The organism is Sulfitobacter noctilucicola (assembly GCF_000622385.1).
GTDB lineage: Bacteria > Pseudomonadota > Alphaproteobacteria > Rhodobacterales > Rhodobacteraceae > Sulfitobacter > Sulfitobacter noctilucicola.
Map to the genome: position 1 here is coordinate 2,045,009 of NZ_JASD01000008.1, position 12,324 is coordinate 2,057,332.

Below are 12,324 nucleotides of genomic sequence, written 5' to 3' on the forward strand. Positions count from 1 at the left end.
TCGGTATCAGCTGCGGGAAATTGCAATTCGGTTGATGAGCTGGTTCACGGCCCACCCAACGGCAGCCACCGCGAACATGCCCCAAACAGCCCAGATTGCAAACAACACCCATGTCAGGTTGATCCCGAACATCACAATGCAGGCTTGGGTGAAATTCGGGGCTGATGGCCGTTCATCTGTATCGCGCATTCGAAGTCTCTTTGGCTGATCCATCAAAGACTATAGGGCGGGGCAGCTTAACGTCAGCTTATTTTTGCGTGGTTCAGTACCGATGGCAGTTCGGACGCCAGCAAATCCAGCTGGTCGGGCGTGCCGCAACTGATGCGGATGCATCGGTTTTGCGGGGCCACAAAAGGCATGCGGACAAAGATGCCACGCGCAACCAGACCCTCCAGCACCGCCTTGGCAAAAGCCCCGTCACGTCCACAATCAATTGTCACGAAATTCGCAGCAGAGGGTAGGGCGACCAGCCCGTTATCTTGTGCAATGGCGCTGATACGGTTACGCGCCTCGACAATCTTTGCCTTGACCTGCGCGAGCCATTCCTGATCCGCGAGTGCTGCCAGTGCACCGGCCTGTGCAGCCCTGTTCATGCCGAAATGGTTGCGCACTTTATGGAAGGCTGTAATCAGCTCAGGCGCTGCAATGGCGTATCCAACGCGCGCGCCTGCCATCCCGTAAGCCTTTGAAAAGGTGCGCATGCGGATCACGCGGGGGTCGTCCCAACTCAGCGGTAGTGCCGTCCCTTCCGGTGCGGTGTCTATATAGGCCTCATCGAGAACCAATAGACTACCGTCCGGCAAATGGTCCATCGCTGCAGCAAGGGATGACCCGCTATGCCAGGACCCCATCGGGTTATCCGGGTTGGCAAGGTAGACAAGCTTTGCATTCACTTCGGCAGCCTTGGCAAACAGCGCTTCGGGGTCTTCATAATCGTCGCGGTAGGGCACCTTGTGCAGGACACCTCCGTAACCGGCCACATGGTAGTTGAAAGTAGGGTAAGCCCCATCCGAGGTTACAACTGCATCGCTCTGACCAACGAACAAACGCACCAGATACCCCAGCAACCCGTCAATTCCTTCACCCACTATTATATGGTCAGGCGTGGTGCCGTGATGGGCCGCGAGCGCCCCGCGCAGCTCGAAGCTCTCAGGATCGCCGTACATCCAGTGATCGGCCTCGGCCATTGCCTCAATCGCTTTGGGGGAGGGACCGAAGACATTCTCGTTCGCACCCAGCCTTGCTTTGAAGGGGCGTCCAAACTGTCGTTCTTGCGTCTCCGGCCCGACGAACGGGACAGTTGCAGGCAGGGATTGAGCAAGCGAGGTAAGGCGATAATGGTTCATGGCAACGGTGATAGGCGCACTCCTTGCGCTGGGCAAGGGTTGGAAGAGGGCAACGCGATGCCTATATGAGAATCGCTCGCAACAAAGAAGGAGCAATTCGAATGGCCAAGCTGACCCGTCGCGGGTTTATTGCCGTGACCGCTGCTGCAGGCGCTGTGCGCGTGGTGCCGTCACTTGCGACGAAACCGCAAGCCCGACATATTCTCACTCTCGTTTATGACAAAAGCCTAGGCATGATGCGCGCAATAGACCGTTTGGTGCCCTGATGATTGGCAGGTGAACTGCCGCCACGTTTTGCTGGCACAGTCGGGGCAGGTAGGCTCAACTGGGATCAACCAAACCGGAGGATTCCATGGCCCGCGTCACAGTCACCTATGATAATCACATCGCTTTTGTCCGCCTGACCCGCGCAGACAAGATGAACGCCGTTGATCAGGAAATGATCGACGGGATCATTGCCGCAGGTACCGAAGTTGCCGCCTCGGATGCACGCGCAGTCGTTGTATCCGGCGAAGGCAAAGCCTTTTGCGCCGGTATCGACATCACGGGTTTGTCGGGAATGATGGGCAAAGATCCGGCTGATGCGCTGATGCCGCGCAGCCACGGGGATGGGACAACAAACCAATGGCAAGAAGTCGCGATGATCTGGTCGCGCATGGATATCCCGGTGATTGCGGCCATTCACGGCGTCTGCTTTGGCGCTGGTATCCAGCTCGCGCTTGGCGCCGATATCCGTATTGCGGCACCGGGTACCCGCTTTGCTGTAATGGAAATGAAATGGGGCATCGTTCCCGACATGGGCGGCATGGTCCTGCTGCCCAAGTTGGTGCGTTCGGATGTACTGCGCCGGATGACATACACGGCCGAGCAGATCGACGCAGATCAGGCGTTGGCATGGGGCTTGCTGACCGAGATTGCAGATGATCCGATGGCGGCGGCGACTGAACTGGCCACGACGATCGCGGGCAAAAGCCCCTCTGCAATCCGTGCCGCCAAACGGTTGATCGCAATTGCGGAATCGGAATCCGACGCAGAGGTTCTTCTGGCTGAATCGCGCCTTCAGGCGGAATTGATCGGTAAGCCACACCAGATGGAAGTGATCGCAGCTGAAATGGGCAAACGGCCCGCGGTCTTTAAGTAAACGAAAAAGGCGTGCCGCGTAGTTAAAACTATGCGGCACGCCCCGGCTTCGATTGGCCGATTAATTCAACGCTGCCCGTCTGAGCGCGCAGCGCCTGCGATCAGCCCATTTCGGCCAAACGGTCAAGCGCCGCTTGCAGCTGATCAGCCTCTTCCTGACGCGCATCCAGATTGGCCTGGGCCTCTGCTACAACGTCTTCGGGGGCGGAGGCGGCGAATTTTGGGTTGTTCAAACGCCCTTTGAGCCCGCCAATCTCTTTGCCCAGCTTATCAAGTGACTTCTGCAGACGCGTCTTTTCGGCGTCAATGTCGATGATGCCTTCCAGTGGCAGACCCAAGGTGGCCGCGCGTGCGGGGATTGACGCTGTGCCTTTCGGGAAGGCCGCGACTTCGCTCAGACTTTCCACACCGGCACGTCGCGCGATCAGGTCTTTGTTGCGCTCCCACGCGAGCTTGCCCGCGTCGTCCATTTCTGTATAGACCATCGGGACCTTGGCACTGCCCGGCACACCCATCGCCACACGGGCTGAACGGATGTTCTGGATCAACGCGATGACCCAGTTGAGCTCACCATCCGCTTCTGCATCCAGCATCTCATCGGCGGTGTAAGTCGGCCAATCTGCATGTACCAGCATCTTGGGACGGGCTTTCAGGCCCCACAGCTCTTCTGTGATGAAAGGCATAATCGGGTGCAGCAGGATCAGACATTGATCCAGCGCCCAGCCATATGTCGCTCGCGTCTCTGCAATCGCTGCCGCGTCGTCGCCATCAAAGATCGGCTTGGTGAACTCCAGGTACCAGTCGCAGAACGTCCCCCAGACAAAGGCATAAAGCGTGTTTGCGGCATCGTTGAACCGGTATTGGGTCAGCGCCGTATCCACCGCTTCGCGGGTTTTTGCAATTTCGCCCTTGATCCATTTGTTGACGGTCAGCTTGGTCTCGGGCGCTGTATCGCTATGCGGCACCTCGAGCACACCGTTGCGTTCGGCAAAAGCGGTGGCATTCCAGATCTTGTTGCCGAACTTGCGGTAGCCATCGATGCGGGCGGTCGACAGCTTCAGATCGCGGCCCATCGCCGCCATCGAGGTGAGCGTAAAGCGCACCGCGTCGGCACCGTATTCATCAATCAATTCAAGCGGGTCGAGCACGTTGCCGAGCGACTTCGACATCTTCTTGCCCTTCTCGTCACGCACCAGCGCGTGGACATAGACGGTATCGAACGGCTTTTCGCCAACCACAGCGTATTGCATCATCATCATACGGGCGACCCAGAAAAAGATGATGTCAAAACCGGTGATCAGCACTGATGTCGGGAAGTATTTTTCCAACGCTTCCGTCTGTTCAGGCCAACCGAGCGTGCCAATGGGCCACAGACCCGATGAAAACCACGTGTCCAGCACATCAGGGTCGCGCCATACAGGATACACAATATCCGTCGGGTCCAGACTGTTGGTGTAAATCGCGAGGCTTTCGGCGAGCACATGGATGGCTTCGCTGCGCGAGCTTACCTCCACAACACGCGCGTGGTTCAAAGGTGTTGGCATATTGACCAATACGTCATTGAAACTCTTGCTGACGCTGTCAAAACTTGCAGCGCAGTGAAGATGATCACTGGTCTCCGGCAGTGATTGGTTCAGCAGGAAGCGAGACATTTCAACCATGTCTAGCGCGTTGTCGCCCTCATCATCGGTGAAACCGGCTGTTTTGAGGTCCAGCCCGTACCAAACCGGTATTTGATGCCCCCACCATAACTGGCGCGAGATACACCAAGGCTCGATATTTTCCAGCCAATGGAAATACACCTTTTTGTCCTGCTCTGGCAAAATCTGGGTGTCACCATTGCGCACAGCGTCGAGCGCGGGCCCAACGATTTTGTCAGTGTCTACAAACCATTGATCGGTCAGCATCGGCTCGATCACGACCTTGGAGCGGTCGCCAAACGGCTGCATGATTTTCTTTGCCTCGACCAGCGGCGTTGGCTCTTCGCTGGGCTCTTCACCCTTTTTCAGCTTGCGGCCCAAACGGGGGTCATCGGGCTTGGTCATCACTGCCAAGCCTTCGGCAGAGATATCCGCGACAATCTTTTCGCGCGCCTCGAACCGGTCAAGGCCGCGGTAAGCGTCAGGCACAAGGTTCACGTCCGTTACATCCGGCACAGGCTGATCCGAAACCGATTGGAACCGGCCTTCGGTCTCCTGCATCATCTCGACGGTGTTCCGGGCGTAGGCCGCCGCCTGCGCCGCCGCTTCTTCATAAGGCAGTCCGTCGCTGCGCATGGCACCGCGTGTGTCCATCAGGGAATAAAGCGGGATGCGGTTGCGCTTGGCGACACCGTAGTCGTTGAAATCATGTGCGCCCGTGATCTTGACCGCACCCGAGCCAAAGTCTGGATCAGGGTACTCATCGGTGATGATCGGGATCAGACGGCGGTGCTCTTTCGGGCCGACCGGAATTTCGCACAGCTTGCCCACGATGGAGGCATAGCGTTCGTCAGAGGGGTGTACAGCAACCGCGCCGTCACCCAGCATGGTTTCGGGGCGCGTGGTCGCGATAGAAATGTAGTCGCGCTCTTCGGACAGCGTGACATTCCCGTCTTCGTCTTTTTCGACGTAAGTATAGGTGGCTCCCCCCGCGAGCGGGTATTTAAAGTGCCACATGTGGCCGTCGACTTCAGTGCTTTCCACTTCCAGATCGGAAATCGCTGTTTCGAAATGCGGGTCCCAGTTCACCAGCCGCTTGCCGCGATAGATCAGGCCTTTGTTGTACATGTCCACAAAGACCTTGATCACGGCATCATGGAAGTTGCCTTCCTCGCCTTCGGGGGCATTCGGCGCACCCGACATGGTGAATGCGTTCCGGTCCCAATCGCACGACGCGCCAAGCCGCTTGAGCTGCTCGATAATTGTGCCGCCGGACTCTTTCTTCCAGTCCCAGACTTTTTCCAGAAACGCCTCGCGGCCCATTTCACGGCGTGTGGGTTGCTGGGTTTCAGCCAGTTTGCGCTCAACCACCATCTGCGTGGCGATGCCCGCATGGTCCTGTCCGGGCTGCCAAAGGGTGTCGAACCCGCGCATCCGGTGCCAGCGCGTCAGGATGTCCTGAAGTGTATTGTTGAACGCGTGACCCATGTGCAGCACGCCTGTCACATTCGGGGGCGGGATCATGATCGAGAACGTCTCGTCGCGCGATGCGTTGGCCCCTGCAGAAAAAGCCCCTGCTTTTTCCCATGCAGCATAAAGGCGCGCTTCCGCTTCGCCGGCATTAAATGTCTTGTCCAGAGCCATGATGATTGTTCCTTCAGCAGGTTTGGTGTTGATCTAGCGGACGTTGCGGCGAAGGGAAAGGGCGGGCTGGACAAGACTGGCAGGACAGTTAAGTCTTTGGGCAGAAATCCCGCCAAAAGAAGGTAGTACGTCATGGACAAATTCGGAAAAAGCCAATCGGTCACGCGGACGGAAGACGTACGGTTTCTGACGGGAGACGGGCGTTATGTGGATGACATCGCTCCCGAGGGCGCTTTGCACGGATATTTTCTGCGGTCCACAGTAGCGCATGGCATCATCAACGAACTCGATGTGTCGGACGCTCTGGAGGTGGACGGCGTTCACATGGTGCTGACCTGTCGCGACATGGAAGCGGCGGGCGTAGATGTGTCGATGGCGGGTGCCGTGGTGCAAAACCGCGATGGGTCAAACGGGGCCAAGCCGCAGCGTCCGATGCTGGCGAAAGACCGAGTGCGCTATGTGGGCGAGCCTGTGGCGCTGATTGTGGCGGACACCATCGCACAGGCACGCGACGCGGCCGAGTTAATTATGTTTGACGTGGATGATCTGCCAGCCAAGATCGAGTTCGCTGCCGGTGGTGAGACGCTGCACGCAGAAGCGCCCGACAATAAGGCGTTTGATTGGGGTATGGGCGACGAAAGCGCGACTGAAGCCGCGTTCAAATCGGCTGCGCGAACTGTCGCCCTGGATGTCGATGACAACCGCATTATCGTCAATTCCATGGAGCCACGTGGGGCCTATGCCGAGTGGACAGATGGCAAATTACATGTGGCCCAGAACGGACAGGGCGTTTGGGCGCACAAAGGCTACCTCAAATCCGCTTTCGGTCTGGAAGACGATCAGGTGCGGGTCACCAACCCCGACACGGGCGGCGGCTTTGGCATGAAGGCAATGACCTACAACGAATATTTCTGTCTGGCGCAGGCCGCGCGCGTTCTGGATCGCCCTGTGCGCTGGATGTCCGAGCGGACCGAAGCAATGCTCAGCGACAATGGCGGTCGTGATCTGACATCGTTGGCCGAATTTGCTTTTGACGAAAACAACAAGATCACGGCCTACCGTGTCACGAGCAAATGCAACCTCGGTGCCTATAACTCCCAATTTGCCCAGTTCATCCAGACCCAGCTTTTTAGCCGCGTGTTGATGGGCGTCTATGATGTGCAGACCACATGGTTGCAGGTGGAGGGTTATTATACAAATACCACACCAGTCGATGCCTACCGCGGTGCCGGACGTCCGGAAGCGATCTATGTGCTAGAACGTCTCATGGACCGTGCCGCGCGAGAGTTGGGCGTTGACCCATGGGAGTTGCGCCGCATCAATTTCATCAAGCCCGATCAGTTTCCTTATCTGGCAGCGACAGGGGAGACCTATGATGTCGGCGACTTCAATAAGGTCCTAAGCCGTGTCGCGATCGAGGCCGACCGCGCTGGCTTCGAAGCGCGCCGTGCCGCCGACGCAGAAAAAGGTCTGCTACGCGGGCAGGGGCTTTGTTATTATATCGAGAGCATTTTAGGTGATCCTTCGGAAGGGGCGCATGTCGTCTTTAACGAAGATGGCACAGTCACGATCTATGTCGGCACGCAATCGAACGGGCAGGGGCACGAAACCGTTTATGCCCAGTTCCTGAGCGACCAAACCGGCATCCCCGCAAACAAGATAACCGTTGTACAGGGCGATTCCGACTTGATTGCGCAGGGTGGTGGCACGGGCGGATCACGGTCCGTCACAGTGCAGAACAACGCAACGCTCGCCACCGTGGCAAAGATGACAGAGGCGTTCACAGTTTTCCTGTCGGAAGAAATGGGCGTGCCCGCATCAGAGATCAGCTTTGATGACGAACGGTTCCGCGCTGAGGGATCGAACCTCACGCCCACCATGCTTGAAGTCGCCGAGATGGCTCGCGAAAAAGGTCGCGATGACCTGCTGAGCCACCAGGAACGCGCTACACTCCCGGCACGAAGCTTCCCCAACGGGGCGCATGTGGCTGAAGTGGTGATTGACCCCGAAACCGGCATTGTTGTGACAGACCGCTACACCGTGGTTGATGATTTCGGCAATTTGATCAACCCGATGCTGGCTGAAGGTCAGGTCCATGGCGGCGTGGCCCAAGGTGTGGGGCAGGCGGTGCAGGAACGCGTTGTTTACGATGAAGACGGCCAGCTTCTGACGGCCTCCTTTATGGATTATGCGATGCCGCGGGCGACGGATCTTCCGAATATTTCCTTCACGTCCGAGCCGGTTCCTTCTACCGCAAACATCATGGGAATGAAGGGTTGTGGAGAGGCCGGCACTGTCGGCGCACTTGCCGCTTTGTCTAACGCGGTGCAGGATGCGCTTTGGGATCACGGCGTGCGACAGGCGGACATGCCATTCACGCCGCACCGTGTCTGGGAGATGCTGAATGAGGATCGCATCGCAGCAGAATAATGCAAAGGCGGGCCGCGCGCCCGCCACTCATGTAATTATCATGGATGGTACGTTGTCTACGCTGGCTCCGGCAGGCCAGACAAATGCAGGCCGTACATATACGATCCTGCGCCGGATGGGTGCCGCTCTTTCGATCTATTACGAGCCCGGTCTGCAATGGGACAACTGGCGCTCCGTCAGGGATGTGGCGACCGGCAAGGGCATCAATCGACAGATCCGCCGTGCTTACGGCTGGCTGGCCAGTCGTTACAGGCCGGGCGACCGGATTTATCTGTTCGGCTATTCGCGGGGGGCTTATGCGGTGCGCTCACTCGCTGGTGTGATTGACCTTGTGGGGCTGCTGCATGCCGATCATGCAACCCATCGGAATATCCGTGCAGCATATCGTCATTATGAGCGAAATCCTCGTGGCGATACGGCACGCGCCTTCTCCGCGCATCATTGCCACGCGCAAACGGAAATCGAGATGATTGGCGTTTGGGACACCGTGAAATCGCTGGGGATCAACGCGCCGGTACTCTGGCGACTGTCAGAGCATCTGCACGCCTTTCACAACCACGATCTCAGCGCGATCGTGAAGCACGGGTTTCATGCGCTGGCTCATGACGAGAACCGCGTCGCCTTTGCCCCCGTCATGTGGGAGTGCCACGACGATTTTCCGGGGCGGCTTGAGCAGGTGTGGTTCCCCGGTGCGCACGGAGATGTGGGTGGCCAGCTCGGCGGGTTCGAGGCGGCCCGACCGCTTGCGAATATTCCGCTGGTCTGGATGCTTGGTAGGGCGATGGAGAGCGGATTGCCATTACCTGACGATTGGGAAACTGGTCTGGAGACTGACCCATTGGCCCCGGCGCGTGGTACGTGGCGCGGCCACGGACGTTTTCTGATGACGCGCAAACGTCGTGTTGTCGGTGCCGATATCTCTGAGCGGTTTCATGAAAGCGTTCTATTGCGACAGGCAAGGCCGACCCAGCTGACAAGCAGTGAACAGGCGCTGTTTGTGGATCATCAGGGCGATGAACCCTCTTAGAAACCGTTGCCCGAGCAGAGCTGCATATCAAAACTTTTGGGGATGTTTTCAACCTGAGAACAGCGTTGCGCTGCGGCTATCTATCGTTTATCGACGATAAGCGAAAGGGTGCTGTAAAATGGATGGGACGGACATAAATCTCGCTGATCTAGCCAAGGCACTTGCCCATCCCGCGCGGCTTCAAATTCTTCAGCTACTGCGCGACACGCCGGGCTGCATCGGCGGTGATATCGTCGAGGCCATCGGGTTGGCGCAATCCACCGTCTCGGAGCATTTGCGCATTCTGAAAAAGGCCGGAATCATCAAAGGTGAAATATCCGGCCCGCGCACCTGCTATGCGCTGAACCCTGCCGCTCTTGAACCATTGTCTCAGTTCATCAACGCATTGGCACCCCCCGCAGAAATGACATGCTGGGTACCGGACAATAAGGAAACCATATGAGCATTTTCGAACGCTACCTTTCGATCTGGGTCGCGCTGGCGATATTGGCAGGGCTCGCGCTGGGCAGTCTGGCACCCGGGCTCGTCGGGTTTCTGGCCGGACTTGAATATGGCTCCGTCAACTTTGTGGTCGCCATACTGATCTGGGCCATGGTCTACCCGATGATGATCGCGGTCGATTTCAAAGCGCTTTCACGCATCCACGAACGACCAAAGGGATTGATTATCACGCTGGTGGTGAACTGGCTAATCAAACCCTTCACAATGGCAGCGCTGGGCCTCGTGTTCTTCGAATTTGTTTTTGCGCCCTTCATCGAACCCGGAACAGCGGGCCAGTACATTGCGGGTATGATCCTGCTGGGGGCTGCGCCCTGTACGGCGATGGTTTTTGTATGGTCACAACTGACCAAAGGCGATCCGAATTACACGCTCGCACAGGTGTCCCTGAACGATGCGATCATGGTCTTTGCCTATGCGCCGATTGTTGCATTGTTGCTCGGGGTGACAGACATCGCTGTGCCTTGGACGACACTCGTGCTCTCGGTGGTCTTATACGTTCTCATTCCACTATTGGCTGGTATGATTACGCGGTGGTGGATGACCCGTTCAGCGGAAAATGCAAACGAGGCCGAGGCCTTGATCGGGGAATTCACAGCCAGGTTGAAGCCGTTTTCGGTGGTTGGCCTTCTTGCGACCGTGGTGCTACTTTTCGGTTTTCAGGGGGAGGTCATTCTTTCCCAACCGCTGGTCATCGTAATGATCGCAATCCCTCTGCTCATTCAGTCCTATGGTATGTTCGCGGTGGCCTATTGGGCTGCGAAAGCATGGAAGGTCCCGCACAATGTGGCTGCACCCTGCGCAATGATCGGCACATCGAACTTCTTCGAACTGGCGGTCGCGGTGGCAATCGGGCTGTTTGGCCTGAACTCCATCGCGGCGCTGGTCACGGTGGTCGGCGTTCTGGTCGAGGTGCCCGTGATGCTATCGCTGGTCTGGTTTGCAAACCGTACCGTTCATTGGTTTCCTGTCGATGGGGGCGTAGGTCGCGGAAAATAGTGCGCCCGCATGCGCTGAGGCGTGCGGGGTGAATGTTGCCTCCAAGTTGGTCGCATCTACGATTTATATTTCCAGTGTAGACAGGAAATCCGTTCAGGCGATCTTCATCACGATGCAGGTGGTTGATCCGGTCGCATAAAGCTTGCCATCCTCCACGCCCCTGATCTCGCCATGGGCTACTCCGGTGGACCGTCCCACATGATCGGTCTGGCCAATGCAATCGATCTCCATGCCCAGCGGGATGCCCTTAAGAATATTCACCTTATATTCCAAGGTGGTATAAACCGATCCGCGCGGCACGCGTGTCATCACTGCACAGGCCATCGCCGAATCCAGAAGAGTGCCGTACCAACCGCCGTGGACCGTCCCCATGGGGTTCGTCACATTAAATTCCGGCGCGCCGCGAAACACGGCGCGGCCTTCGTCGATACTATGAAGTTTGTATCCCATCGTCGCCCCGATCGGAGGACCTGGATTTGTGCCGTTCAGGATTGCCTGCATAAATTCCAGACCGGAGAGCTTGAGCGCTTCGGACTGGGAAAGAAGGTCTTCTGGTTTGGTGGCGATAGGCAAGGGGACACCTCTTTGTCAGGAACAGCAATCGCCCCGATGCTAGGCGCAGTGCTGTTGCCTTGCCAAGTCGTTACGCCACGTTGCGAACGGCAACCTGAGGTGTCACACCCAACGCGCGGCAGACATCGCGTGTCAGCTCCGCACGATTAAGGGTGTAGAAGTGCAGGTCCTCGACCCCTTCCTCGATAAGCGTGTCACACATCTCGGTGCAAAGGGCAGTGGCGAGCAGGTCATGCCGGTCATCTCTGATCGCTGCGTCGAACGCTTCATCCAGCCACGCGGGAACAGGTGTCCCGCAGCGGGTGGCGAATTTACGGGCTGATTTCCAATTCAGGATGGGCAGAATACCGGGAGTGACCTGCTTGGTGATGCCAGCCGCCGCGCAAGCGTCGCGGAAGCGCAAAAAGCTGTCCGCTTCAAAGAAGAACTGCGTGATCGCCTCATCGGCACCGGATTCAAACTTGCGCTTCAGCCATGCAACGTTCGCCGCCATATCTGTCGCTTCAGGGTGGCTATCAGGATATGCGCCGACGCGGATATTGAATGTTCCTTTGTCTGCCAATGCCTCGATCAAGGCGCAGCTGTCCGCGAACCCTTCGGGATGAGGTGTAAACGTATCAGCTCCGTCCTGCGGATCGCCGCGAAGGGCAACGATGTCCGTGACCCCGATTTTCGCAAAATTATCAGCGACTTCGAGCGTTTCCGTTTTGCTCGCACCAACGCAGGTCAGGTGCGCGGCAACGGGTAGGCCGGACGTGCGGCGCAGCACGTGGGCCGCGTCATGCGTAAGGTCGCGGGTTGTGCCGCCAGCCCCGTATGTCACAGAGAAAAAACGCGGATTAAGCGGGGCAAGTGTATGCGCTGTGTCCCAAAGATTAAAGGCCGCATCGACGTTTCGCGGCGGGAAGACTTCGAATGAGACATTGGGCGTTGGCATTGTGGAATCCTCTATGGGTTATGCTCTTGTTTCATACTTGCTGTTGTGAAACAAATTCATAACTTTCATCTTGAACATGAGGAACGCCTC

The 12,324-nt window shown here is 57.4% G+C and carries 11 protein-coding genes; 6 read left to right on the plus strand and 5 right to left on the minus strand.

All coding sequences use genetic code 11. The features are described 5' to 3' along the window. Positions 1 to 6 precede the first annotated feature (6 nt). Positions 7 to 189, minus strand: a complete 183-nt coding sequence (locus tag Z946_RS0113680; RefSeq protein ID WP_025056292.1) for a hypothetical protein — start codon at positions 187 to 189, stop codon at positions 7 to 9. 53 nt (positions 190 to 242) lie between these two features. Then, positions 243 to 1,346, minus strand: a complete 1,104-nt coding sequence (locus tag Z946_RS0113685; RefSeq protein ID WP_025056293.1) for a pyridoxal phosphate-dependent aminotransferase — start codon at positions 1,344 to 1,346, stop codon at positions 243 to 245. A 101-nt stretch (positions 1,347 to 1,447) separates the two neighbouring features. On the opposite strand from Z946_RS0113685, the gene Z946_RS0113690 reads away from it, so the two are divergent. After that, on the plus strand, positions 1,448 to 1,612 hold the full coding sequence (locus tag Z946_RS0113690) for a twin-arginine translocation signal domain-containing protein (RefSeq protein WP_025056294.1): 165 nt from the start codon (positions 1,448 to 1,450) through the stop codon (positions 1,610 to 1,612). 86 nt (positions 1,613 to 1,698) lie between these two features. Continuing rightward, complete coding sequence (locus tag Z946_RS0113695) at positions 1,699 to 2,487, plus strand: crotonase/enoyl-CoA hydratase family protein (RefSeq protein WP_025056295.1); 789 nt, start codon at positions 1,699 to 1,701, stop codon at positions 2,485 to 2,487. 100 nt (positions 2,488 to 2,587) lie between these two features. Here Z946_RS0113695 and Z946_RS0113700 read toward each other — a convergent pair whose 3' ends face one another. Beyond that, complete coding sequence (locus Z946_RS0113700) at positions 2,588 to 5,770, minus strand: valine--tRNA ligase (RefSeq protein WP_025056296.1); 3,183 nt, start codon at positions 5,768 to 5,770, stop codon at positions 2,588 to 2,590. A 132-nt stretch (positions 5,771 to 5,902) separates the two neighbouring features. On the opposite strand from Z946_RS0113700, the gene Z946_RS0113705 reads away from it, so the two are divergent. The 4 genes from Z946_RS0113705 (at position 5,903) to arsB (ending at position 10,724) form a co-directional block, all read left to right on the plus strand. After that, positions 5,903 to 8,200, plus strand: a complete 2,298-nt coding sequence (locus Z946_RS0113705) for a xanthine dehydrogenase family protein molybdopterin-binding subunit (protein WP_025056297.1) — start codon at positions 5,903 to 5,905, stop codon at positions 8,198 to 8,200. After that, the gene (locus Z946_RS0113710) at positions 8,175 to 9,227 is read left to right on the plus strand and encodes a DUF2235 domain-containing protein (protein WP_081780829.1); all 1,053 of its coding nucleotides are present in this window, start codon (positions 8,175 to 8,177) and stop codon (positions 9,225 to 9,227) included. Before Z946_RS0113705 ends, Z946_RS0113710 begins: the two co-directional genes overlap by 26 nt. Before the next feature lie 118 nt (positions 9,228 to 9,345). After that, on the plus strand, positions 9,346 to 9,669 hold the full coding sequence (locus tag Z946_RS0113715; RefSeq protein WP_025056299.1) for an ArsR/SmtB family transcription factor: 324 nt from the start codon (positions 9,346 to 9,348) through the stop codon (positions 9,667 to 9,669). Further along, positions 9,666 to 10,724, plus strand: coding sequence for an ACR3 family arsenite efflux transporter (gene arsB, locus Z946_RS0113720; RefSeq protein WP_025056300.1), 1,059 nt, complete (start codon positions 9,666 to 9,668; stop codon positions 10,722 to 10,724). The genes Z946_RS0113715 and arsB overlap by 4 nt, the downstream gene beginning before the upstream one ends. Before the next feature lie 93 nt (positions 10,725 to 10,817). On the opposite strand, the gene Z946_RS0113725 is transcribed toward arsB, so the two are convergent. Both Z946_RS0113725 and metF read right to left on the minus strand, forming a co-directional pair. Continuing rightward, positions 10,818 to 11,297 (minus strand): PaaI family thioesterase, encoded by a 480-nt coding sequence (locus Z946_RS0113725; protein ID WP_025056301.1) that lies wholly within the window; start codon positions 11,295 to 11,297, stop codon positions 10,818 to 10,820. A gap of 70 nt (positions 11,298 to 11,367) precedes the next feature. Continuing rightward, entirely contained in the window at positions 11,368 to 12,234 is an 867-nt protein-coding gene (gene metF / locus Z946_RS0113730; protein WP_025056302.1) for a methylenetetrahydrofolate reductase [NAD(P)H], read from the minus strand. Positions 12,235 to 12,324: the final 90 nt, after the last annotated feature.